Origin of the sequence: Diaphorobacter sp., assembly GCF_050251835.1 — a bacterium.
GTDB lineage: Bacteria > Pseudomonadota > Gammaproteobacteria > Burkholderiales > Burkholderiaceae_C > JBFXIE01.
This window is the reverse complement of sequence record NZ_JBFWLZ010000025.1, coordinates 19,804-44,098: the sequence shown is the minus strand read 5'-3', so window position 1 is coordinate 44,098 and position 24,295 is coordinate 19,804. Positions and strand designations below refer to the sequence as shown.

21 protein-coding genes are annotated in these 24,295 nt (G+C 69.1%); 8 read left to right on the top strand and 13 right to left on the bottom strand.

From position 1 onward, the window contains the following. The first annotated feature begins 151 nt into the window (after positions 1–151). The 4 genes from AB7E35_RS10050 to AB7E35_RS10035 all read left to right on the top strand — a co-directional run bounded on the left by AB7E35_RS10050 (position 152) and on the right by AB7E35_RS10035 (position 5,238). A complete protein-coding gene (locus AB7E35_RS10050) occupies positions 152–1,516 on the top strand; it encodes an MmgE/PrpD family protein (RefSeq protein WP_428163675.1) in 1,365 nt (454 codons plus the stop codon). A gap of 151 nt (positions 1,517–1,667) precedes the next feature. Next, complete coding sequence (locus tag AB7E35_RS10045) at positions 1,668–2,675, top strand: tripartite tricarboxylate transporter substrate binding protein BugD (protein ID WP_428163674.1); 1,008 nt, start codon at positions 1,668–1,670, stop codon at positions 2,673–2,675. A 373-nt stretch (positions 2,676–3,048) separates the two neighbouring features. Continuing rightward, complete coding sequence (locus AB7E35_RS10040; RefSeq protein WP_428163673.1) at positions 3,049–3,921, top strand: HpcH/HpaI aldolase/citrate lyase family protein; 873 nt, start codon at positions 3,049–3,051, stop codon at positions 3,919–3,921. A gap of 126 nt (positions 3,922–4,047) precedes the next feature. Beyond that, complete coding sequence (locus AB7E35_RS10035; protein ID WP_428163677.1) at positions 4,048–5,238, top strand: MFS transporter; 1,191 nt, start codon at positions 4,048–4,050, stop codon at positions 5,236–5,238. A 12-nt stretch (positions 5,239–5,250) separates the two neighbouring features. On the opposite strand, the gene AB7E35_RS10030 is transcribed toward AB7E35_RS10035, so the two are convergent. From AB7E35_RS10030 to AB7E35_RS09990, 9 genes are all read right to left on the bottom strand, one after another. Next, positions 5,251–6,363 (bottom strand): CaiB/BaiF CoA transferase family protein, encoded by a 1,113-nt coding sequence (locus AB7E35_RS10030; protein WP_428163676.1) that lies wholly within the window; start codon positions 6,361–6,363, stop codon positions 5,251–5,253. A gap of 31 nt (positions 6,364–6,394) precedes the next feature. Beyond that, complete coding sequence (locus tag AB7E35_RS10025) at positions 6,395–7,183, bottom strand: IclR family transcriptional regulator (protein WP_428163672.1); 789 nt, start codon at positions 7,181–7,183, stop codon at positions 6,395–6,397. A gap of 40 nt (positions 7,184–7,223) precedes the next feature. Next, positions 7,224–8,018 (bottom strand): enoyl-CoA hydratase/isomerase family protein, encoded by a 795-nt coding sequence (locus AB7E35_RS10020; protein ID WP_428163671.1) that lies wholly within the window; start codon positions 8,016–8,018, stop codon positions 7,224–7,226. Next, the gene (locus AB7E35_RS10015; protein WP_428167491.1) at positions 8,015–8,821 is read right to left on the bottom strand and encodes an SDR family oxidoreductase; all 807 of its coding nucleotides are present in this window, start codon (positions 8,819–8,821) and stop codon (positions 8,015–8,017) included. The genes AB7E35_RS10020 and AB7E35_RS10015 overlap by 4 nt, the downstream gene beginning before the upstream one ends. Before the next feature lie 113 nt (positions 8,822–8,934). After that, positions 8,935–10,503: an AMP-binding protein gene (locus AB7E35_RS10010; RefSeq protein ID WP_428167490.1), complete on the bottom strand. Its 1,569-nt coding sequence runs from the start codon at positions 10,501–10,503 to the stop codon at positions 8,935–8,937. 10 nt (positions 10,504–10,513) lie between these two features. Then, a complete protein-coding gene (locus AB7E35_RS10005) occupies positions 10,514–11,512 on the bottom strand; it encodes a Bug family tripartite tricarboxylate transporter substrate binding protein (protein WP_428167489.1) in 999 nt (332 codons plus the stop codon). 100 nt (positions 11,513–11,612) lie between these two features. After that, entirely contained in the window at positions 11,613–12,377 is a 765-nt protein-coding gene (locus AB7E35_RS10000; protein ID WP_428163667.1) for a crotonase/enoyl-CoA hydratase family protein, read from the bottom strand. Between the two features lie 167 nt (positions 12,378–12,544). Further along, positions 12,545–13,312, bottom strand: coding sequence for an SDR family NAD(P)-dependent oxidoreductase (locus AB7E35_RS09995; protein ID WP_428167488.1), 768 nt, complete (start codon positions 13,310–13,312; stop codon positions 12,545–12,547). Between the two features lie 65 nt (positions 13,313–13,377). After that, complete coding sequence (locus AB7E35_RS09990) at positions 13,378–14,556, bottom strand: thiolase family protein (RefSeq protein WP_428163665.1); 1,179 nt, start codon at positions 14,554–14,556, stop codon at positions 13,378–13,380. Between the two features lie 217 nt (positions 14,557–14,773). Between AB7E35_RS09990 and AB7E35_RS09985 the strand changes: the two genes are divergently transcribed. From AB7E35_RS09985 to AB7E35_RS09970, 4 genes are all read left to right on the top strand, one after another. After that, on the top strand, positions 14,774–16,342 hold the full coding sequence (locus AB7E35_RS09985; RefSeq protein ID WP_428163664.1) for an AMP-binding protein: 1,569 nt from the start codon (positions 14,774–14,776) through the stop codon (positions 16,340–16,342). A 78-nt stretch (positions 16,343–16,420) separates the two neighbouring features. Next, the gene (locus AB7E35_RS09980) at positions 16,421–17,575 is read left to right on the top strand and encodes an acyl-CoA dehydrogenase family protein (protein ID WP_428163663.1); all 1,155 of its coding nucleotides are present in this window, start codon (positions 16,421–16,423) and stop codon (positions 17,573–17,575) included. A 44-nt stretch (positions 17,576–17,619) separates the two neighbouring features. Then, on the top strand, positions 17,620–18,606 hold the full coding sequence (locus tag AB7E35_RS09975; protein WP_428167487.1) for a Bug family tripartite tricarboxylate transporter substrate binding protein: 987 nt from the start codon (positions 17,620–17,622) through the stop codon (positions 18,604–18,606). 117 nt (positions 18,607–18,723) lie between these two features. Further along, entirely contained in the window at positions 18,724–19,746 is a 1,023-nt protein-coding gene (locus AB7E35_RS09970; protein ID WP_428163661.1) for a Bug family tripartite tricarboxylate transporter substrate binding protein, read from the top strand. A 68-nt stretch (positions 19,747–19,814) separates the two neighbouring features. Here the strand turns inward: AB7E35_RS09970 and AB7E35_RS09965 are convergent, their stop codons facing one another. From AB7E35_RS09965 to AB7E35_RS09950, 4 genes are all read right to left on the bottom strand, one after another. Continuing rightward, positions 19,815–20,279 (bottom strand): PaaI family thioesterase, encoded by a 465-nt coding sequence (locus AB7E35_RS09965; protein WP_428167486.1) that lies wholly within the window; start codon positions 20,277–20,279, stop codon positions 19,815–19,817. A 130-nt stretch (positions 20,280–20,409) separates the two neighbouring features. Then, the gene (locus AB7E35_RS09960) at positions 20,410–21,990 is read right to left on the bottom strand and encodes a class I adenylate-forming enzyme family protein (protein WP_428167485.1); all 1,581 of its coding nucleotides are present in this window, start codon (positions 21,988–21,990) and stop codon (positions 20,410–20,412) included. Positions 21,991–22,047: 57 nt separating this feature from the next. Beyond that, positions 22,048–23,004 (bottom strand): Bug family tripartite tricarboxylate transporter substrate binding protein, encoded by a 957-nt coding sequence (locus tag AB7E35_RS09955; RefSeq protein ID WP_428163658.1) that lies wholly within the window; start codon positions 23,002–23,004, stop codon positions 22,048–22,050. Positions 23,005–23,137: 133 nt separating this feature from the next. Further along, positions 23,138–24,292 carry a hypothetical protein gene (locus AB7E35_RS09950; protein ID WP_428167484.1) on the bottom strand — a complete coding sequence of 385 codons (1,155 nt, stop codon included), beginning with the start codon at positions 24,290–24,292 and terminating at the stop codon, positions 23,138–23,140. Positions 24,293–24,295 lie beyond the last annotated feature (3 nt).

Genomic DNA, 24,295 nt, shown 5'->3' with positions numbered 1-24,295 from the left:
CTCTCCCACGGGAAGAGGGAGTGAAAACCACAGCCGACCTTTCACCCCCGCCCCTCCGGGGAGAGGGAGGGGTGAGGGGCCGCCAAAGTCACCGCCGAATCATTAAAAGTAATAGCTGCTGGCGCTTATCCCGCCTGCGTTGGAGCCACAAATGAAGCAAGAAACCCAAGCCCATATCCACCCCCTGGCGCAGTTTGCTGCCACCTTGCAATGGAGCGATGTGCCCGCACCCGTGCAGCGCCGCGCCGAAGACCTGTGGGTGGACTGGTTCGGTTCCGTGCTGGCTGGCTGCAAGGCCCGCCCCGTAGCCAGCATCACGCGCTTTGCCTTGTCGCAGGGGCCCGCCAGCGGCCCGTCCGAGGTGATCGGCCACGGCGTCAGCACCAGCCCCATGATGGCCGCGCTGGCCAACGCCGCGGCCAGCCATGTGGCCGAGCAGGATGACGTGCACAACGGCTCAGTGTTCCACCCGGCGGCCGTGGTCTTCCCGCCCGCGCTGGCAGTGGCGCAAAGCATCGGCGCCAGCGGCGCGCAGCTGATGGCGGCCTGCGTGGCGGGCTACGAGGTGGGCATCCGCGTGGGCGAGTTTCTGGGCCGCAGCCACTACAAAATCTTCCACACCACCGCCACGGCGGGCACGCTGGCCGCGGCCGCTGCCGTGGGCCGTCTGCTGGAGCTGACGCCCGCGCAGATGCAGCACGCCTTTGGCTCGGCAGGCACGCAGTCGGCAGGGCTGTGGGAGTTCTTGCGTACCGCCGCCGACAGCAAGCAGCTGCACACCGCGCACGCCGCCGCCGCGGGGCTGACGGCGGCCTACCTGGCCAGGGATGGCTTTACCGGCGCGCAGGACATCTTCACCGGCCCGCAGGGCATGGCCGCAGGCATGTCCACCGACTCCAGCCCCGCCAGGCTGACGGACGGTCTGGGCACCCGCTGGGCCACGGCCGAGACATCGTTCAAGTGGCATGCCTCGTGCCGCCACACACACCCCGCGGCCGATGCGCTCTTGCAGGTGCTGCAGCAGCACGGCCTGCAGATCAGCGACATCGCACAGGTGACCTGCCATGTGCACCAGGGCGCCATCGACGTGCTGGGGCCGGTGGTCTCGCCCAGCACGGTGCACCAGAGCAAGTTCTCGATGGGCACGGTGCTGGCGCTGGCCGCGCGCTTTGGCCATGCGGGTCTGACCGAATTCGACGAGCAGTTTCTGGCGCCCGACACAGTGGCCCTGCGCGACAGGGTGCGCATGGCGCTGGACGCCGAGGTGGACGCCGCCTACCCACAGCGCTGGATCGGCAAGGTCACCGTGCAAACGACCGACGGCCGCAGCTTGCACGGCCGCGTGGACGAGCCCAAGGGCGACCCGGGCAACACCCTGTCGCGCGACGAGCTCACTGCCAAGGCGCTGCGCCTGGCGGCCTATGGCGGCGCGGTACCTGCCGCACAGGCCCAGGCTGCCGTGCAGCGCCTGTGGCAGGTGCAGGACTGGCCGCGCACGCAGCAATTGCTGGCCTGAGAGACTGATGGGTAATTGCCTCCCAGCCTCTGAGACGCTGGCGCAACTCCCCATAACCCCCATACCTGCGCGCGCCCCGACCCCGTAAGCTACGCGGGGCGCAGAACGGGCGCCCGTTCATCACAAACACCAAGCAGGAGACAGACCCCCCATGACAGCACGCTTCACCCCGACTTCCCGCCGCGCCGCATTCGGCGCCATCGCCGCCGCCTGCGCGGCACTGGCCCTGAGCGGCAACGCCCTGGCCAACACCTGGCCCGAGAAAACCGTCACCCTGGTCGTGCCCTACAGCGCCGGGGGCCCCACCGACGTGGTGGCGCGCCTGCTGGCCGTGCCCATGGGCCAGTCGCTGGGCCAGACGGTGGTGGTCGAAAACACCGTGGGCGCGGGCGGCACCATTGCACCAGCCCGCGTGGCCAAGGCGAAGAACGACGGCTACACCATCCTGATCCACCACATGGGCATGGCCACCGCCCCGGCGCTGTACAAGAAGCTGCCCTATGACCCGCTCAAGGACTTTGAATACATCGGCCAGGTGCTGGATGTGCCCATGACGCTGCTGTCACGCAAGGACTTTCCGGCCAGCAACTTCCAGGAACTGCAGGACTACGTCAAGAAGAACCCGGACAAGGTGTCGCTGGCCAACGCCGGCATTGGCGCCGTGTCGCAGCTGTGCGGCATGCTGTTCATGCACCAGCTGGGCGTGAAGCTGACCACCGTGCCCTACAAGGGCGCCGGCCCGGCCATGAACGACCTGATGGGCGGCCAGGTGGACCTGCTGTGCGACCAGACCACGCAGACCGCCCCCGTGATCCAGGACGGCAAGCGCGCCAAGGTGTTCGGCGTGACCACGCCGCAGCGCCTGTCGTCCATGCCGGACATCCCCACGCTGGATGAGCAGGGCCTCAAGGGCTTTGACGTGAAGGTGTGGCACGGCATGTATGCGCCCAAGGGCACGCCCAGGGATGTGATCGCCAAAATCAACAAGGCGCTGAACGTGGCGATCAAGGACGAGAACGTGAAAAAGCGCATCGCCGAGCTGAGCTCCGACCTCGTCTCGCCCGAAAAAGCCACGCCCGAAGGCCTGCGCAAGCACCTGGAAGTCGAGGTGGCGCGCTGGGACAAGGTGATCAAGGCGGCAGGCGTATCGGCCGAGTGAAGTGAAACAACCCCCTGAGGCGCTACGCGCCTTCCCCCTTCTCTCGCATCGCTTCGCGCTGCGGGAAGGGGGACGCAGCCAGCGCGGCGGGGCGGCCCTTGCGCGGCTGCCCTGGTGTGGGTTGCGCCAGTTTTAAGCGATGCAGGCGACACGCAGCGCAATGGAAAACCAACACATTGAGAAGAAAGCATCCATGTCCGATCCACTGCAGCAGGCCTGCTCCTTCCTCTTCGTTCCCCTGCGGGAAGGGGGACGCAGCCAGCGCGGCGGGGCGGCCCTTGCGCGGCTGCCCTGGTGTGGGTTGCGCCAGTTTTAAGCGATGCAGACGACACGCAGCGCAATGGAAAACCAACACATTGAGAAGAAAGCATTCATGTCCGATCCAGTGCAGCAGGGCTGCTCTTTCCTGTTCGTTCCCGCCACCCAGCCCGAGCGGCTGCCCAAGGCCCTGGCCAGCGGCGCCGACATGGTGATTGCCGACTGGGAAGACGCCGTGGCCCCCGCCGACAAGGAGCGCGCCCGCGCCGCCTTGCTGGCGGCCGTGGCCGCGCTGGCACACGCGCAGCGCGCGCGCCTGCTGGTGCGCATCAACAGCGAGGGTTCGCCCTGGTTTGAGGCCGATCTGCAAGCCCTGGCGCAACTGTCCGCTCTAGGACTGGCGGGCGCCGTGGTGCCCAAGGCCGAAAGCGCGGCCACCCTGCAGACGGTGGCGCAGGCCGCGGGCAGCCGCGCTGCGCTGGTGCCGCTGGTAGAAAGCGTGGCCGGTCTGGCCGCCGCCGACGCCCTGGCTGCCGCGCCGCAGGTGGCGCGCCTGGCGTTTGGCCACCTGGACTTTCAGGTGGATGCGGGCATGGCCTGCGCCCAAGACGAACAAGAGCTGCTGCCCGTGCGCATGGCGCTGGTGCTGGCCTCGCGCCGCGCCAACCTGGCCGCGCCCATCGACGGCGTGACGGTGGACACGCGCAACCCCGAGCGCATGGCAAGCGACGCCGCGCGCGCGCGGCGCATGGGCTTTGGCGGCAAGCTGTGCATCCACCCGGCGCAGGTGCCAGTGCTGCACGCCGCCTTTGACCCTGATGAAGCCGCCGTGGCCCACGCGCAGCGCGTGCAGCAGGCACTGCAGCAGGCAGGCGGCGGCGTGTGCGTGCTGGACGGGCGCATGGTCGATGCGCCGGTACTGGCGCAGGCGCAGCACACCCTGCAGCGCCATGCGCGCGCGCAGCAGCGCCTGGCCGTTACCGACTAACATGCCGCCCACCGCACACCGCACCTGCTTCGCTGACGGGCGGTGCGGGTGCCGCAATCGCCGCCCTTTGCCAACACCGACCCCACCGCGTTCGTGACACCCTCCCGCACCCGACCCCTATGGGTGATGCTGCTGGCCCTGCTGTCGGGCTTTGCGCTCAGCCAGGCTTACCGCACTACCACCGCCATCGTGGCCCAGGGCCTGCAGGTCGACTTTGGGCTGCAGGCCTCGTCGCTGGGGGCCTTTGCCGGCTTGTTCGGCTTGTCTTTTGGCATCGCGCAACTGCTGATGGGCATTGCGCTGGACCGCTACGGCCTGCGCCGCACCGTGCTGGCGGCCGCGCCGGTGGGCATTGCCGGCGCGGCCCTGTCGGCACTGGCGCCCAGCCAGGGCTGGCTGATGGCCGGGCAGGTGTTGATCGGCGTGGGCTATTCCCCCGCCTTCGTGGCCTGCACGCTGTTCATTGCACGCCATTTCGCGGCCGACCGCTTTGCCTTTTTCTCGGGCGTGAGCATGGGCGTGGGCGGGCTGGGCCTGCTGTTTACCGGCACGCCGCTGGCCTGGGTGGTGCAGCACTGGGGCTGGCGCACGGGCTTTGGGCTGCTGGCGGGCCTGAGCGTGCTGTCGTGGCTGGTGATCTACCGCGTGGTGCACGAGCCCGCCGACACCCAGGCCCTCCACCGCCCTGCCAGCAGCTGGGGCGAGGCACTGGCGGGCATGGGGCGACTGTTCACATTGCCGCACACCTGGGGCATCGTGATTCTGGGCATGTCGTGCTATGCGGCTTTTTTGTCGCTGCGCGGGCTGTGGCTGGGGCCGCTGCTCATCGACCGCCACGGCTTTTCGCTGGTGGACAGCGGCAACGTGGCGCTGGCGCTGTCGCTCATTGCCTTGTTCACGCCGGCCGCGTTTGGCCGCCTTGATCCCGGCGCGCGGCGCCGCCGCGCCTGGGTGGAGCGGGCATCGCTGCTGATGGCCGCCTTGTTTGCCACGATGGCCCTGGTGCACGACGCCAACGTCACCGTGGTGCTGATGATTGCGATGGGGCTGCTGTCGGGCTACAGCATCTTGCAGTACGCCGACGTGCGCTCGTCCTACCCCGCAGAACTGACAGGGCGTGCCCTGTCGCTCTACACCATGGCCATGTTTCTGGGCGTGGCCTTCATGCAATCGCTGACCGGGGCCGTGGCCGCATGGGCCGCAGGCGCGGGGCTGGAGCCCTACAGCGCCGTGCTGCTGACCATTGCCGCCTGGCTGGCGCTGGCCTCGCTGGCCTTTCGGTGGCTGCCCGAGTCACCGCTGCTGCGCCAGGACTGAGCGCCCCCGCCCTCAGCGTGAGCGCCAGACAGCCGGTGCGCCGGACTGGCCCAGGCGCTCCATCACCTCCCGGGTGTGCGCACCGGATGCGCAGGCATCGCCGGGCGCGTAGGCCACGCCGTCAAAGCGCGGCGCTGGTGCGGCCTGCAGCACGCCCTGGCGCTCGGCATACACGCCGCGCGCCTGCATGTGCGGGTGCGCTGCGGCCTCCACGGGGCTGAGCACGGCGCCAAAACAGGCGTCGGTGGGCTCCAGCAGCGCCTGCCAGTGCGCGCGCGGCTGCGCCAGAAACAGCGCCGCCAGCCGCGATCGGCGCACCGGCCAGGCAGCCTTGTCCCACTGCGGGCCGGTGAAGTCCGGATCGGCATCCAGCCCCAGCAGCTGCAGCAGCAGGGCGTAGAACTGCGGCTCCAGCGCACCCACGGTGATGTGGTGGCCGTCGGCGCACACGTAGGTGTCGTAGAAAGGCGCGCTGTCGTGGATGCTCTGGCCGCGCGCGTCGCCCACCAGGCCGCTTTGGCGCGCGCTCAGCATCAGGTTCAGCATGTGGGCGGCACCATCGACGATGGCCGCATCCACCACCGTGCCGCGGCCCGTGGCGCGCGCCTGCACGATGCCCGACAGCAGCCCCGTCATCAGGTACAGGGCGCCGCCGCCGATGTCACCCAGCACGGCAAAGGGCGACACCGGCCGCGCGTCCGCCGGGCTGCAGCCCCACAGCGCGCCGCTGACGGCGGCGTAGTTGGTGTCATGCCCGGCGCGCGGCGCCAGCGGCCCGCTCTGGCCCCAGCCGGTCATGCGCCCGTAAACCAGGCGCGGGTTGACGCGCAGGCACTCCTCAGGCCCCAGGCCCAGGCGCTCCATCACACCGGGGCGCATGCCCTCGATCAGCGCATCGGCCTCGGCCACCAGGGCCAGCACCAGCTGGCGGCCCTGCTCGGTCTTGAGGTCGGCAAACACCGAGCGCTTGCCGCGGTTGAGCAGCGCACCGGTGGTTTCGCGGCCCTGGGTTTCGCGCACCACGCTGATCACGTCCGCCCCCAGATCGGCCAGATGCATGGCGCAAAAGGGGCCGGGCCCCAGGCCGCCAATCTCCAGCACGCGCACGCTGTCCAGTACCTTCATGATGTCTCCTTGGTTCATGGTTGTTATGGCTTCAGGTCAGGCCCGAGGCACCGAGCACGCTCTCCACCGAGCGCACCAGCGTGCGCAGCCGCGGGCCCAGGTCTGTCTCCAGCCGGGCGTACATGGGGCTGAACACCGGCACCGATACGGCAAACACCCACAGCTCGCCGTCCAGCGGCTGCGACATGGGCACGGCAATCGATTCGATCTCGCGGTGCAGGTCGCCGTGGCTGCGGCAAAAGCCGTGGCGGGCGAAGTCCTCGCGCGCGTTCTCCAGGCGCTGCTGCAGCCACGCGGCGCGCTGCGGGTCACGCTGCTGCAGGTCTTGCAGGTAGGCCTTGCGATCATCGTCTGCCATGCCCAGCAGGTAGGCGCGGCCCGTGGCCGTGCGCGACAGCGAGGTGGACACGCCGATTTCCTGGCGGAACACCGTGTTGCCCATGCCGTTGGCCAGCTCCACCAGGCACAGCTGGCGCTTGTGGCCCACCACGATCTGCACCTGCCCTTCGGTCAGGTCGGCCAGCGCCTGCATGTGCGGGCGCGCAAACTGGCGCAGCGCCATGCGCGACAGCACGGGCGACGACAACTGCAGCAGGCCCAGGCCCGGCACGTATTTGGACAGGCGCTCCGAATAGCGCAGCAGGCCCAGCTCGCACAGCGTATCCGTCAGGCGAAACAGCGTGGGCTTCGGTAACCCGGTCAAGTCCATCAGCTCCTTGGCGCTGAGTTCCTGCGTCTTGTTGGAAAAGCAGCGCAATATGGAAACGCCACGCACCAGCGCGCTGACCAGTTTGCCGTCCGGATCTGCGTTCACGTTCACATCGACCTCAAAAAAGCGGCGATTTTCACCTGCCGTCGTGTCACGCGGTGGGCCACTGGAAGGGCATGGGCCTTTTCTCCAGAAAGCAGCGCACCGCCTCGCGGTGCTCGGGCGTGCCCATGGCCAGGGCCTGGGCGTTGGCCTCCTGCTCCAGCAGCGAGGGCAGGTCGCTCGCGGCCAACGCGAGCGATCGCTTGATCAGGCTCAGCGCCACGGGCGACGCGCCCACAAAGCTGCGCGCAATGGCCTGGGCGCGGGCCTGTAGCGCATCGGGCTCGACCAGCTCGGTGGCAATGCCCAGCTGCAGCGCCTCCTGCGCCGTCACCTCGCGGCCCGACAGCATCAGCTCGCGCGCGCGCTGCACGCCCACCACGCGCGGCAGGGTGTAGAACGCCGCGCAGTCCGGCACCACGCCCACGCGGATGAACGACATGGCAAAGCGCGCGCGGGTGCTGGCAATGATGAAGTCTGCCGCCAGCGCCAGGCTGAAGCCCGCGCCATAGGCCGCGCCATCGACGGCGGCGATCACCGGCTTGTCCAGCAGCATCAAATCTTTGAGCCAGTCGTGCAGGCTGGTCAGGCGCCGGCGCCAGCCGCCGTTGTCCAGGCCGCTGGCCGCTATGTTGCCCAGGTCGCCGCCAGAGCAAAAGTGCTCGCCCGCGCCCGTCAGCACCAGAGAGCGGATTGCAGGGTCGGCCTGCACCTGGCGCACCACTTCGGCCATTTCCACGCGCATGGCGGGGTCGAAGGCGTTGCGCTTGGCGGGGTTGTCCAGCACCAGCATGGCCACGCCGTCCTGCACGTCGAAGGCGATGCGCTCAAAAGATTGGCTCATGCCGCGCTCCGGGGCACGTAGGACGAGCGCATGTCGCGCCCGCCGCGCAGCGACGAGCCGCCGTCCACGGGGATGACGGCGCCCGTCACATAGCCCGCCTGCGGCGACGACAAAAACAGCGCCATGTGGGCAATGTCTTCCAGCGTGCCCATGCGCTGCAGCGGCACGCTGGCCACGGCATTGGCCAGCGCCTCGGGCGTGGGCGCCAGGCGGCGCATGCCCTCGGTGTCGCCGATCGGGCCGGGCGCGATGGCGTTCACGCGCACGCCCGCCTCGCCCCATTCCATGGCCAGCACGCGCGTCATCATGTCGATGCCGGCCTTGGCCGCGCAGGCATGCACCTGGTACATGGTGGGGTTGACGCCCTGCGGTGCCGAGATGTTGATGACGCTGGCGCCGGGCTTTTTCAGCAGCGGATAGGCCAGCCGCAGCACGTGGAAGGTGCCGTTCAGGTCGATGTCCACCACGGTCTTGAAACCGTTGGGCGACAGGTCGGCCGCGGGCGCGATGAAGTTGCCCGCTGCGCCGGAGATCAACACGTCGATCTCGCCAAACTGCGCGTGCGACCGGCGCAGCGCGGCCTCCACCGCCGCCGGGTCGCGCACGTCGGCGCTGATGCCCAGCGCCTGCGCGCCCAGCGCGCGCAGCGTGTCTGCCGCCTGCTGCACCTTGTCGGGCGAGCGGCTCATCACCGTCACGTTGGCACCAGCGCGCGCGAATGCCTGGGCAATGCCCAGGTTGATACCGCTGCTGCCGCCAGCCACGAAGACATGGCAGCCGGCAAAGGAAGGGCTTTCAGACATGGTCAGGTTCTTTCTGCGCCGCCTCTTGCGGCGGGCGCCAGTGGATTTGTCCGGTTGCGGATTGGGGGTAGTTCTTGGATGAGGGTGACCCTGTGCAGTGGCTGACCAGCGTCTCAGCCCACCTGCCGCGCCTGCCCGTCCCAGAAGCGGGCGCGCAAGGCTTTCTTGTCGATCTTGCCCAGCGGGGTCACGGGCAGCTGCGGCTCCAGCCACAGCTGCTTGGGCGTGTGCAGCGCACCCTTGCGCGCATGCACGAAGTCCATCAATGCCTGGGGCGTTGCGCTGGCGCCGGGCTTGAGCACCACCAGCGCGGCCACGGCCTCGCCCCATTTCGCATCGGGCATGGCGATGACGGCCGATTGCGCAACGGCGGGGTGCAGCGCCAGACAGGCCTCGACCTCGCTGGAATAGACATTGAAGCCGCCGGTGATGACCATGTCCTTGGCGCGATCGACCAGGTAGAGGTAGCCGCTCTCGTCGCGGCGCGCCATGTCGCCGGTGTGCAGCCAGTCGCCGGCAAAGGCTTCCTGCGTGGCTTCGGGGCGGTTCAGATAGCCCTCCATCACCAGCGGGCTGCGCACGCACAGCTCGCCCACTTCGCCCGTGGGCACCTCCTGCCCCTGCGCGTCCAGCAGCCGCACCTGGTTGCCCGGCAGCGGCCGCCCGCAGGACTGCAGGCGCTCCGCCAGGTCGTGCTCGTCCTTGCGCAGGTAGCTGATGGTCATGGGTGCTTCGGCCTGGCCATACAGCTGACCAAAGACGGGGCCAAAGCGCTCAATGGCCTCGGCCAGCCGCGCCGGTGCCATGGGCGACGCACCGTACAGCACATAGCGCAGGCTGGAGCGGTCCCAGCCGTCCAGCCCGGGATGGTCGAGCAGCCCGTAAATCTGCGTGGGCACCAGGAAAGTGGCCGTGATGCGGTGCTGCTGCACCGCCTGCAAAAAACGCTCGGGCTGGTAGCCGTCCAGCAGCACCAGCGTGCCGCCGCGCAGCAGCGTGGGCAGCACCATCGCGCCACCGGCGTGCGAGATCGGCGTGGCAATCAGAAAGCGCAGCTCCTCGGGCCATTCCCAGCAGGCCAGCTGCTGCAGCGTCATCGTGAGCGTGGTGCGGTGGCGGTGCACGACCCCCTTGGGCCGCCCGGTGGTGCCGCCGGTGTAGGTGATGCGGAAGATGTCCCCGGGCTGCGAGGCGATGGGCAGACCCGCGCCGCTGTGCGCTTCGCTGGCGGCGATCAGATCCTCTCCTGCATCGGACGGGCCCAGGCTGAGCACCCGGCGCAGCGGCGTTCCGTCCTGCTGCGCCCTGTGCTGCAGCGCCAGGCCGCGTTCCGCATAGCGCGGATCGACCACCAGGGCGGCAATGCCGGCGTCTTGCAGCACAAAGGCCTGGTCGTCCAGCGCGCCCAGCGGGTGCAGCGACGTCTGGCGCAGGCCCAGCCAGGCGCAGGCGATCAGCACCACCAGCGCCTCGGGCCGGTTGCCGGTAAGGATGGCCAGCCCGTCCTGGTGCCGCAGTCCCAGCGCCTGCAGGGCGCGTGCCATGCGGTGCGCGCGCTGGCGCAGCCCGGCATAGGTCCAGTGGCTGCCATCCGGCAACACCAGGGCCACGCGCTCCGGGAATTGTTCAAACGCCGCGCGGTAGGTCTCGGCCACCGTGGCGCCGGTGTGCAGTGCGGTCAAGGGTGTGTCCTCAATCCAGCTGCAGCTTCTGGCTGCGGATCAGATCGCCCCAGTCCTGGCGGTCGCGCTCCACCATTTGCGAGAACTGCTCGGGCGCCATGCCGCCGGGGCGGCCGCCCAGCTCGCGGTAGCGCTTGACCACGGCAGGGTCTTGCAGCACGGCGATGAGGTTGTCGGTGAGTTTTTTCACGACGGCTGGCGGCGTCTTGGCGGGCACGAAGAAGCCCATCCAGCCCACCTTGTCGAAGTCCTTCATGCCCAGCTCGGTCATGGTGGGCACGTCGGGCAGCTCGGGCTCGCGCTGGGCGCCGGTCACGGCCAGCGCGCGCAGCTTGCCGTCCTTGACGTGGCCCAGCGAGCCCGTGAGGTTGTCGAACATGAACTGCGTCTCGCCGCCCACGATGGCCAGGGTGGCCGGCGCCGAGCCCTTGTAGGGCACATGCACCACATCGACGCCCGCGCTCTGGCGCAGCAGCTCGCCCATCAGGTGGGTGGTCTGGCCCACGCCCGCCGACGAAAACGCCAGCTTGCCCGGCTCGCGCCTGGCGGCGGCGACGAGTTCCTTCAGGCTCTTGATGGGCGACTTGACCGGCACGACCAGCACATTGGCGAACGAGATCATGTCGGTCAGCGCAATGAAGTCCTCGGCCTTGTAGGGCAGCTTCTGGTAGGCGGTGTAGTTGATGGCATTGGAGCCGGTGTTGCCCACCAGCACGGTGTAGCCGTCCGCTGGAGCGCGCGCCACGATGCTGCTGCCCAGCGAGCCGCCCGCGCCCGGCTTGTTGTCCACGACGATGGGCTGGCCCAGCCGCTCGCTGAGCTTTTGCGCCATGAAGCGCACAGGCGTGTCCGTGGTGCCGCCGGCCGCGCCGGGCACGACGAAGGTGATGGGGCGCGTGGGCCAGGCTGCGTCGGCCCGCGCGGGCTGCGACGCCGTCAGGGCGGCCAGGCCCAGCAAGGTGGTGGCGCCCGCGAGGCGCAGCGCGTGGCGGCGGTGAGGGAAGGGCATGGTCTTGTCTCCTGGGGTCCTTGCGGCACTGCGGCCGCTTTTGCTATGAATTAAATAGCTGGTTGCGCTGGATGGATGGGCGTCAACGCCTCTTTTCCCATCAAACGCCCTTCCACACCGGCGCGCGCTTTTCCGCGAAGGCGGCAGCGCCCTCGCGCGCGTCCTGCGACGTGAACACCGGCGTGGTGATGGCGGCCTGGCGCTCGAACATCTCGGCCTGGGTCCAGTCGGCGGACTCCTGCGCCACGCGCTTGCTGGCAATCAGCGCCAGCGGGCCGTTGGCGGCCACGGCCTGGGCCAGCTCCAGCGCGGCGTCCAGCGCCTGGCCCTGCTCGACCAGGCGGTTGACCAGGCCGTGGGCATGGGCGCGGTCGGCGCCGAACATGTCGCCCGTCAGGATGGCTTCCATGGCGACGTGATAAGGCAGGCGCCTGGGCAGGCGCAGCAGCCCGCCAGCGGCGGCGGCCAGGCCGCGCTTGACCTCGGGCAGGCCAAACTTGGCCGTCTTGGCGGCAACGATCAGGTCGCAGGCCAGCACCACTTCAAAGCCTCCCGCCAGCGCATAGCCTTCAACGGCGGCAATCAGGGGCTTGCGCGGGGGCTTTTGCGTGATGCCGCAAAAGCCACGCCCTTCGATGGTGGGGCGCTTGCCCTGCAAAAAGCCCTTCAGGTCCATGCCCGCGCAAAACGTGCCGCCCGCGCCGGTGACGATGCCCACCTGCAGGGCCGGGTTGCTGTCCAGTTCATCCAGCGCCGCCGCCATGGCCTGGGCCATCTCCAGCGTGGCGGCGTTGCGCGCCTCGGGGTTGCTCAGCGTCATGATCTGCACGTTGCCGCGCACTTCGACCAGTACCGTGGAACTCATAAAAATCCTTTCAGTTGTTTGCCGCGTTGCAGGACTCGCGACCTTTGAAACTGGCGCCACCCAGACCAGGGCAGCAAGCCAAGGGCCGCCCCGCAGCGAGGGCTGCGTCCCCCCTCCCACGCGAAGCGTGAAGAGAGGGGGGAAGCGGCGTAGCCGCTCAGGGGGTGTCACCTCGGCGCCATGCGAATGGCCCCATCCAGCCGGATGGTTTCGCCATTCAGCATGGGGTTCTCCAGGATGTGCAGCGCGGTCAGCGCGTATTCGCTCGGGTGGCCCAGGCGCGCGGGGTGGGGCACGGAGGCGCCCAGCGACTGGCGCACGGCCTCGGGCAGCTTGGCCAGGATGGGCGTGTCGAACAGCCCTGGCGCGATGGTGCACACGCGGATCAGCTTGGATGCCAGGTCGCGCGCGGCCACGATGGTCATGCCGATCACGCCGGCCTTGGACGAGGCGTACGGAATCTGCCCGATCTGCCCCTCGTAACCCGCCACCGACGCGGTGAGCACGCAGGCGCCGCGCTCGCCATCAATCGGCTCGTTCTTGGCCATGCTCACAGCCGCCAGGCGCAGCGTGTTGAAGCTGCCGATCTGGTTCACGCGGATGATGTTGGTGTATTTCTCCAGCGAGCCGGGGCTGCCGTCTTTTTCGATGAGGCGCACCGGGCCGCCGATGCCCGCGCAATGCACCAGCGCGCGGAAGTTGCCGAAGGCCTCGGCCGCGGCAATGGCTTGCTGCATCTGCGCCTCATCGGCCACGTCGGCCTTCACATAGCGCAGGCGGCCGGGGTACTTTTGCTCCATCGCGGCGCCGCGTTCGTCGTTCAGGTCCACGGCGACGACTTGAAGGCCGCGCTCCAGCAGCGCGACGGCAGAGGCCTCGCCCAAGCCCGAGACTCCGCCGGTGACGAGGGCGGTCATTCCTTGTTGCAGCTTCATGCTTCTTTCCTCATTTTGGCTTCCAGCACCCGTCTATCAAGCGCTAGCAGCTATCAAATCAATAGTTACAGACGTTCGATGATGGTGGCGTTGGCCATGCCGCCGGCCTCGCACATGGACTGCAGGCCGTAGCGCTGGCCGCTGTCTTCCAGCGCGTGCAGCATGGTGGTCATCAGGCGGATGCCCGATGCACCCAGCGGGTGGCCCAGGGCGATGGCGCCGCCGCGCGGGTTCAGGCGTTCGCCGTCGGCCTTCAGCTCTTTTTGCCAGGCCATGGGCACGCTGGCAAAGGCCTCGTTGATCTCGTAGTGCTGGATGTCGTCCAGCGTCATCTTGGCCTTGGCCAGCACGCGCTGCGTGGCGGGGATGGGGGCCGTCAGCATGTACAGCGGGTCGTCGCCCACCACGTCAAAGGCCACGAAGCGGGCACGCGGGCGCAGGCCCAGTTGCAGCGCGCGCTGCTCACTCATGATGAGCATGGCGCTGGCGCCGTCGGTCATCTGCGACGCATTGCCGGCCGTGGTGCTCCACTGGATCTGCGGAAAGCGCGCCGACAGTTCCTGGCTCTCGAACACCGCCTTCAGGCCAGCCAGCTTTTCCTCCGTGGTGCCGGCGCGGATGGTTTCGTCCTGCAGCACGCGGCCGGCGGGCGTGTCGATGCCGACGATTTCACGGGCAAAGCCGCCGCCGGACTGCGCGGCGTGGGCGCGCTGGTGCGAGCGCGCGGCGTAGGCGTCCAGCTCGGTGCGCGACAGCCCCCACTTGGCGGCCACCAGGTCGGCCGACACGCCCTGGCCCACCAGGCCGGGGGCGTAGCGCGCGTCCATGCGCTCGCCGGTGATGTTCTTGCCCTGGCGCGAGCTGCCCATGGGCACGCGGCTCATGGACTCGACGCCGCAGGCGATCACGATGTCCTGCGTGCCCGCCATGATGGCCTGGGCCGCAAAGTGCACCGCCTGCTGGCTGGAGCCGCACTTGCGGTCGATGGTGGTGGACGGCACATGCGCGGGCAGCCCGGCGGCCAGCCAGGCCATGCGCCCGGGGGTGCCCGCCTGTTCGCCCGACTGGCTGACGCAGCCGCAGATCACGTCCTCGACCAGTCCGGGGTCGATCCTGTTGCGGGCCACCAGCTGCTCCAGCACCTGCGACAGCAGATCCACCGGGTGCACCTGGGCCAGTGCGCCGTCGGGTTTGGCCCGGGCCATGGGGCTGCGGATGGCATCGACGATGACGGGATTTTTCATGTTTACTCCAGAGGTTTTATGGAACCAATGATCCATTAAAACTACTTTTGCACGGGTTAGTTTGTGCTGAAGAGCGTGTTTACCCGGTGCTTACTGCGCTGTTCACCTGAAAAAATCCCATCGAGCCTTTGTTTTATGAGACAGAAATACCATCCATGGTGACCCGTCGCGCGCTTGCCGCCGATCGTGTCCCCGGCGATGCACCAAGGAGCAACGGGTGACAGGTACGCAGGATTTCTTTGGCCGGGCGGCAGCCGCCCCCGACCGCACGGTGCTGGTGATGGCCGAGACGGGCGAGCGCCACACCGCGGGCCAGGTGGCGCACAGCGCGCTGCGCATGGCGCAGTGGCTCCATGCCCAGGGGCTGCAGGCGGGCGAGCGCTTTGCGGTGGTGCTGGAAAACCGGGTGGAGATTCTGGCGCTGGCGCTGGCGGCGCGGCAGGCCGGGCTGTATGCCGCCGTGCTCAGCACGCACCTGACGCCGGCCGAGGTGGCCTACATCGTGCAGGACTGCGGGGCGCGGCTGGTGGTGGCGTCTGCCAAGACGCTGGGGCAGCTGGAGCAATCGCAGGAGGCCCGCCCACTGCCCTGCTGGACGGTGGACGAGGCCACGCCGCAGGCCGCGTCGCTGCCCGCCGCGCTGCAGGCCCTGCCCGCAGGGCAGGTGAGCTTTGCCGACCGCCCCATGGGCCGCGACCTGCTGTATTCATCCGGCACCACGGGCCGCCCCAAGGGCGTGCTCAAACCCCTGTGGCCCGCCGAGCTGCGCGGCCAGACCGACCCCGAAGCCCTGGGCACGGCGCGCCTCATGGGCGTGGGCGAGGACACGGTGTATCTGTCGCCCGCGCCGCTGTACCACGCGGCGCCGCTGCGCTACACGCTGCGCGTGCTGGAGCTGGGCGGGCAGGCCGTGATCATGGAGCGCTTTGACGCCGAGGCCGCGCTGGCGCTCATCGAGCGCTACCGCGTCACCCACAGCCAGTGGGTGCCCACGATGTTCGCGCGCATGCTCAAGCTGCCCGAAGAGGTGCGCCGGCGCTACGACCTCTCCAGCCACCGCGTGGCCATCCATGCCGCGGCGCCCTGCCCGGTGGACGTCAAGCGCGCCATGCTCGACTGGTGGGGCGACATCCTGCTGGAGTACTACGCCGGCTCCGAGGGCTGCGGCACCACGATGATCAACTCAAGCGAATGGCGCCAGCGCCCCGGCTCGGTCGGACGGCCCACCACGGGGCGGCTGCACATCGTGGGCGACGACGGGCAGGAGCTGCCCGCGGGCGAGATCGGGCAGGTGTATTTCTCGGGCGGCGGGCAGTTCAGCTACCTCAACGACGAAGAGAAGACGCGCCAGGCCATCAACGAGCGCGGCTGGATCACCTATGGCGACATCGGCCATGTGGACGCCGAAGGCTATCTGTACCTGAGCGACCGGCGCGCGGATTTGATCTTGTCCGGCGGCGTGAACCTGTACCCGCAAGAAATTGAAAACGCCCTGGCGCGCCACCCCGGCGTGCAGGAAGTGGCCGTGGTGGGCGTGCCCCACCCCGACTTTGGCGAGGTGCCGCTGGCAGCCGTGGTGCTGCGCCCGGGCGCCGATGAATCGCCGCAGACGGCCCGCGCCATTGCCGAGCAGGCCGCCGAGGTGCTGGCACGCATGAAGCTGCCCCAGCGCATGGTGTTTGTCGATGCGCTGCCGCGCCTGGAGACCGGCAAGCTGCTGCGCCGCAAGCTCAAAGAACGTTTTCGCGACGAGCCCCAGGCGGGCTTTGCCCTGAGAAGCTCCTGAAACCATAGCTGCAAGCGCACGCAATACCTGCGCCAGAGACCGATTTGACCCTTATCTTCTTACCCCGAGAACCTGACCATGCAAGACCTGATCCAGCGCACCGTTTACCGTGAAGACCATGAACATTTCCGCGAGCAGGTGCGGCGCTTTTTCGAGAAGGAAGTCGTGCCCTTCCATGCCGAGTGGGAGCGCCAGGGCATCGTGCCCAAGGAGGTGTGGCGCAAGGCCGGCCGCGAAGGCCTGCTCAACACCATGCTGCCCGAGCCCTACGGCGGCGGCGGCGACTTCGGCCATGCAGCGGTGCTGATCGAGGAAGTGGGCCGCACCAACGCCACGGGCCTGGGCTTTCCGCTGCACTCGGACATCGTCGCGCCCTACATCAACACCTATGGCACCAAGGCGCAAAAAGACCGCTGGCTGCCCCGGATGGCCGCGGGCGAGCTGATTGGCGCCATTGCCATGACCGAGCCCGGCGCGGGCAGCGACCTGAAGTCAGTGCGCACCACGGCCACGCTGGTCAAGAGCAGCGAGGGCGGCCATTACGTCATCAACGGCAGCAAGACCTTCATCACCAACGGCATCAATTCCGAGCTGGTCATCGTGGTCGCCAAGACCGCGCCCGAGCTGGGCGCCAAGGGCGTGTCGCTGATCGTGGTGGAAGAAGGCACGCCCGGCTTCAGCAAGGGCCGCAAGCTGGAGAAGATCGGCCTGATGGCGCAGGACACCTCCGAGCTGTTCTTTGACAACGTCCGGGTGCCGGTGGACAACCTGCTGGGCGAGCCCAACATGGGCTTCAAGTACCTGATGCACGAGCTGGCGCAAGAGCGCCTGGTGGTGGCGGTGCGCGCTGCCAGCTGCATCGAGACCTTTTTGCAAAAGACGATCGACTACACCCGCGAGCGCAAGGCCTTCGGCCAGCCGGTGTTCGATTTTCAAAACAGCCGCTTCAAGCTGGCCGAGGCCAAGGCGCAGGCCACCATGCTGCGCGTGTTTGTCGATGACTGCATCGCGCTGCACATGAAGCGCGAGTTGTCGCCCGAGCGCGCCGCCATGGTCAAGCTCAACGCCACGGCACTGCAAAACCGCCTGCTGGACGAGTTTTTGCAGCTGCACGGCGGCTACGGCTACATGACCGAATACCAGGTGGGCCGCGCCTGGACCGACGCGCGCATTGGCCGCATCTATGGCGGCAGCGACGAGATCATGAAAGAAATCATCGCGCGCACGCTGTAGTCCGAGCGCTTCCATTCCTGCATAAAACCCAAGGAGACACCACCATGGCATTCACCCGCCGCAAGACCCTCACCCACCTGTTGCCCCTGATCGCCCTGACCGCCACCTGCGGCATGGGCAGCGCACAGGCGCAAGGCGACTACCCCAGCAAGCCCATCCGCATCGTCGTGCCCTACCCCGCCGGCGGCGGCACCGACACCATCACCCGCCTGATCGGCGTGCAGCTGTCGCAGCGCCTGGGCCAGCCCGTGGTGGTCGAAAACAAGCCCGGCGCCAGCGGCATCCTGGGCAACGACACCGTGGCCAAGGCGCCGGGCGACGGCTACACCGTGCTCATGGGCATCACCGCCGTGGTGCAGGTGCCGGCGCTGTACAAGAAAGTGCCCTACAAGCTGTCGGACCTGACGCCGGTGTCGCAGGTGGCCAAGTCGGCCGACCTGCTGATGGTGCCGCGCAGCTCGGGCGTGACCACGCTGCAGCAGTTCGTGGACAAGGCCAGGGCGGCGCCCGGCACGCTCAACTTCGGCAGCTACGGCAACGCCACCACATCGCACATGAACGGCGAGCGCTTCAAGCAAAAAGCCGGCATCGACATCACCCACATCCCCTACCAGGGCTCGGGCCCGGAAGTGCAAGCCCTGCTGGGCGGGCAGCTGTCGCTGGCCTTCGTGGATGTCACTGCCGCCTATCCGCACATCAAGTCGGACAAGGTCAACATCCTGGCCATCACCGGCGCCCACCGCCACCCGGCGCTGCCGCAGGTGCCCACCATGACCGAAGCAGGCTACCCCGCCCTGGCAGCCAACGGCTGGTTTGGCGTGTTTGTGCCTGCCAGCACGCCCCGGGCCATCGTGGACAAGCTGAGTGCCGAGGTGGCATCCATCGTCAAGTCCCCCGAAGTGAGCAAGCGCCTGACCGACATGGGCCTGGTCCCCGTGGGCTCGCTGCCCGACGAATTCAAGGCCGAGGTGGAAAAAGACGCCGCCCACTGGAAGTCCGTGGCCGAGGCCACCAAGATTTCGATGGACTGAGAGGCCGGGAGTCTTTTGCCCATGCCCGCCTTGCGCGCCTTTCGTGCACGGGCAAACAACTATCAGCCTTTGAGCGCCATCGCACGCTTCACCCAATAACCCAACAGGAGACAAGCGATGACACAGGACATGCACGCCACCCAATGGAGCCGCCGCCAGTGGCTGGCCGTGGCCGCCAGCGCGGCAGCCGCCGGCCCGCTGGGCGCGCACGCGCAGGCGGCCCCCGCCGCCAGCTTTGCCACCCGCCCCGTGCGGGTGGTGGTGCCCTTTGCCGCAGGCGGCGCCACCGACGTCATCGCCCGCGTGCTGGGCGAGCGCATGGCGCAGCGCTTTGGCCAGTCGGTGGTGGTGGACAACAAGCCCGGCGCCGCCGGCCTGATCGCCGGCGAGGCGGTGGTCAAGGCGCCCGCAGACGGCATGACGGCGCTGCTGGGTACCACCTCGTCGATGCTGACCAACAAATACCTGTACAAAAAGACGCCCTACGACCCGCTGACCGACCTCACCCCTTTGGTGCGCGTGTGCCTGGCGCCCATCGTGCTGGTAGTCACAGCCGACACTCCGGCCCAGAGCCTGCAGGAGTTCATGGCCTGGGCGCGCGCCAGCAAAGGCCGGCTGACCTATGGCTCGTACGGCATCGGCTCGCACGGGCAACTGGCCTGCACCACACTCAGCGAAGTGGCGGGCGCCGACATGACGCATGTGGCCTACAAGGGCGAGGCGCCCATGGTGCAGGACTTGCTGGGCGGGCAGGTCAGGATCGGCATGGGCAGCCTGCTGTCGCTCAAGGCCCATATCGACAGCGGCAAGCTGCGCGCCCTGGCCGTGACCGGCCCGCGCCGCGTGCCCCTGGCGCCCGACACACCCACCTTTGCCGAGGCCGGCTACCCGCAGGATGCGCTGTCGCTGGTCGGCTGGCTGGCGATTGCCGGCCCCAGGGGCCTGCCCACCGACGTGGCCCGCCAGTGGGCCGCTGCCGCCAACCATGCCGTGGCCAGCCGCGAGGGTATGGCGCGCATCATCGCCGCGGGCTTCGTGCCGGTGGATGACGACACCCCCGAGAAATTCGCCCGGCTGTGGGCGCAGGAGGCACCCATCTGGGGCCGCCTGCTGCAGGCCGCGGGCGTGCAGCCCAGCTGAGCCGTGTGAAAAAAAGAAACCCACCGAGGTTACGGTGGGCTTTTGCGGCCGTTTCAGGCGACCAAGGCCTACGCCCCGGTTGCTGCTGGCTGGCGTGCAATCAGCTTGAAGCTGCCGGTCGCCAGCGCCACCAGGGTGCCGTCTTCGGCGCGCACCTCGCCACGCGCAAAGCTGATGGAGCGCCCGCGCCGCTCGCAACGCGCGGTGGCAATCAAATCACCGGTCCCTGCGGCGACGTAGTGCAGCGTCAGGTCGATGGTGGCCACGCCATAGGCGGCGGGGTCGTGCGCGCGCGCCGCCGCCGCCAGGGTGCAGTCGAGCAGCGTGGCGATGGAGCCCCCATGCACTTCGCCGCGGCTATTGGCCTGGTCGCGCTGGAAGCCCATGCGCACCTGCGCCATGTCGTTGCCTATGCGCTCGCCGCGCAGCGTCATGGCGCGCGCCATGGCCATGGGCAGGCCAAAAAACATATCGGGGGCCTCGCCGGCGAAGGGGCTCAGGGGGATGTCGGGGGTGGGAGCGTGAATTTTCATGTTTGCATGCGAAAGAAAGTTGCGCGTCAGAAATGTACGGCGCGCGCGGCCCGGCAGTGGATTCCCGCGAAGGCGGGGATCCACTGCCCCCGCAACGCAAGAACGATGAGGTGAGCCACCAGCCCTCGCCTCATAGCGCCGCAAGGCCATCCTGCACAAACTGCTCGCGCAGCTGGCGCTTGAGCACCTTGCCGATCTCGCTGCGCGGCAGGCGCTCCACCAGTTGCACCGCCGCCACGCGCTGGGTCTTGCCTACGCGGGTATTGAGCCAGTCGCGCAGCTCGGCGGCTGCGGGCAGCTGGCCCGGCCGCGCCACCACGTAGGCCACGGGGGTCTCGCCCCATTGTTCGCTGGGCACGCCGATCACCGCGCATTCGGCCACCTGGGGGTGCTGGCAAAGCACGCTCTCGATGTCGCTCGGATAGACGTTGAAGCCGCCGGTGATGATCATGTCCTTCTTGCGGTCGCCCAGCACGATGAAGCCGTCCGCATCCAGCCGGCCCACGTCGCCGCTGCGGATGAAGCGCTTGCCCTGGGCGTCGAACCATTCGGCCTCGCGCGTCTTGCCTTCCAGGCGGTAGTAGCCGCTCATCATGCCGGCCGAATGGCCCACGATCTCGCCTTGCTCGCCCGCGGGCAGCTCGCGCCCCTGCTCGTCGATGAAGCGCATGTCGGCGCCTTCGGCGGGGCGGCCCACGGTGTGCAGCTTGGTCGGATGATCGTGGCAGTGCAGCTCGCAGCGCACGCCGCCCTCGGTCATGCCGTAGTACTCGATGAGCCGGCCCGGCCAGCGCCGCAGCACCTCGGCCTTGAGCGCGGCGCTGAAGGGCGCGCTGGTGCAGAACTTGTGCTGCAGCCGGCTCAGGTTGGTGCGGTCAAAGTCGGGGCAGGCCATCAGGCGCTGGTATTGCACGGGCACCAGCATGGTGTGGGTGGCGCCGTGCTGCTCGGCCAGCTGCAGGTACTGCGCGGCGTCAAACTTGCGCATCAGCACCAGCGTGCCGCCCAGCGCCAGCGTGGGCAGGGCCGCCACCAGCGTGGTGTTGGAATACAGCGGCGTGGCGCACAGCGATACCGCATCGGGCCCGTAGCCGTTGGTGACGGCGCGGCGCACATGCGACCAGCGCATGGCCCAGGACTGCACGATGCCCTTGGGCACGCCAGTGGTGCCTGATGAATAGATCACGTTGAACGGCCAGTCGGGTTGCGGCGCGATGGTGGCGGGCGCCGCATCGCCCGCGGCCAGCCATTGCGACCAGGGCTCGCCGGCCTCGGGCGCATCGTCCAGCGCCACGCAGCGCAGCGCCGCCCCCGCTCCCACCCCGGCATGCAACGGCCATTGCGCGGCCACCTCGCGGTCGCGCAGCACCAGGCGCGCGCCGCAGTTGTCCAGCATGGCGCTCAGGTGCCCGGCCGTGGCCGAGGGCGCCAGCGGTGCCACGGCTGCGCCAGCGCGCAGCGCGCCAAGGTAGGCCAGCACATATCCGACAGAGGTGCCGGCGCAGATCGCCACCACATCGCCAGGCCCCAGGCCACCCTGCTGCAGGCTGCGGGCCACGCGGTTCATGCCCGCGTGCAGCGCGGCGTAGTCCAGGCGGTGCGTGTCCAGAATCAAGGCGGTATGGCGGGGGCGGTGCGCGGCTTGCTGCGCAATCAGTTCGGGCAGCGAGCCAAAGGGCTGGGCCAGCAGGTGTTCGATGTCGTGGAGCATGGAATCCAAAAATGCAGTGCAAAGGCGGGACGGCGCGTGCGCCCGTCCCGTCAGGGTTTATTCAAGCGACAGGCCGGCGGCCTTGACGATCTGCGCCCAGCTCCTGCGCTCCTGGGCAATGAAGGCGTCGTACTCGGCCGGGGTCTCGCCGCCGGGCACGCCGCCCAGGTCGGCGAAGCGCTGGCGCACCTCGGGCGTTTCCATGGCCTTGCGCGCCGCCTGCTGCAGCCGATCGACCACCGCATCGGGCGTGCCGGCAGGCGCCAGCAGGCCGAACCAGGCCGTCACCTGCATGGGCACGCCGGCCTCGGTCATGGTGGGCACGTCGGGCAGCTGGGCTGATCGCGTGCTGCTGGTGATGGCCAGCGCGCGGAACTTGCCGGACTTGATGTGCGGCATGGAGCTGGGCAGGTTGTCGATCATGAAGTCCACCTGCTGCCCCAGCAGCGCCGTCACGGCCGGGGCCGCGCCGGGAAAGGGCACCAGGGTGACGTCGATGCCGGCCTTCTGGCGGAACATCTCGGACGACATGTGCGGCGACTGCCCCACGCCCGAGGTGGACACGTTCAGCCGGCGCGTCTTGGCCAGGGCCACCAGGTCCCGCACGCTGCGCACGGGCGAGTCGGCATGCACCACCAGGATGTTGGGCACCGAGATCACGTTGGTGATGCCGCGCAGGTCGCTCTCTTTGTAGCTGAGCTGCTTGTACAGGCTGAAGTTGATGGCCACCGGGCCGATGTTGCCCATCAGCAGCGTGTAGCCGTCGGGCCTGGCGCGCGCCACCTGCGCGGTGCCGATGCTGCCGCCGCCACCGCCCTTGTTCTCGACGACGATGGCGGCGCCCAGGTCCTTGCCCATCTTCTCGGCCAGCACCCGCGCCGCTATGTCGGTGGTGCCGCCCGCGGCAGCGGGCACGACGATGGTGATGGGCCGATCGGGCCAGGCGGCCCAGGTGGTCAGGGGCAGTGCGGCCAGGCAAAGAGACAGGGACAGCAGGCGACGGCGCATGGGCATGGCGGTTCTCGGAGGTGAACAAAACAGGGTCACCACGATAAGAGGCCTTGCGCGCCGGGCACTCAGGGTTTCAGGGTAGATGCGCTTTGCGATTTGACAACCCGCACTTAGCCAGGCTGAAAGAGCAGCCGCGCTATGCAGCCGCAGCCGGCGCGCCCGGCGGCGCTGGCTGCACGCGCAGCGCCAGGCAAAAAGGCTGCACGCAGGCCGCGCGGCCCTGGTAGGGACAGCCGGGCGTGCGGCACAGCGAATCGCCCCGGCGGTGTGCGTCGTCCTCTTCCTCGGCACGCCACTGGCCGCTGGCCTGCAGCGCCGCCATGGCCAGCCAGGGGTCGGCTCGCACCTGCAGTGGCTCGCGCCCGTAAACCACGGCGGCTGCGGCAGAACCGGGCAAGGGCGCCAGCTCCAGCGACAGCAGCGCGCTGGTGCGCTGGCCCGCAGCGCCCGGGCTTTGCAGCACCAGCGCAAACACGCCCGGCGCCAGCGCCTGCATCGGGCCGGCAAAGCCCGCCGTCAGGCCCGCGGGCGCGCCTGGCACCGGCGGGGCTGCAGGCATGGCCGGCGCAACGGCCGCGGCGGGCGCGCCGAATGCCGCGGACCCGGACGGCAGGCGCAGCGTCAGCGTGAAGCCGCGCACACCGTCGGGCGTGTGCAGGCTGCCCTGGGCCACGCGCCAGATCTGCAGTGCGGGCATGGCAGGGCTGGCCGTGCCGCCTGCGCCTTGCGCGCCGCCCGCATCACCCGTATCGCCCGGCAAACCGGTACCGGGCGGCCAGGGCTGCGCCACCAGCACACGCGGCGCAGGGCCGGTGGACGCAGCCACCTGCTGCACCAGGGCATTGAACAGGCGCAGCAGCGGCGCATCGACGCCCTGGGCCGGCCACTGAACGGCAACGCCGCCAGCGCGCGCAGGAGCGCCACCGCCATCGCTTGCAGCCGGCCCCGGGGCCTGGGCTGGCATCGGCACCGGGGCTGATGCCAGCGCGTGCGGGCCGATCACGCCCGATGCGGCCCTGGCCGTCCCCGCCGATGCGGTCGCCAGTGCCGAAGTTGACAGGGCCGTTGCGACTTGCGCCTGCGCGGACAGGGTCAGGCGCTCACCCGGCGCTGCCGCTGCAGCACCGGGCGGCTGGGGCGATGCGCCTACCGGGTGCGCAGGCCCGCTCGCATCTGCGAGCGCCGTACCCGGCGCGGCCAGCAGCCAGTTCTGCTGCTGCAGCGCAGCCTCGGCCCGCACGCGTGCAACGGGGGCGTGCGGCGGACGAGGCGGGTCAATGGATGAAGCCATGGC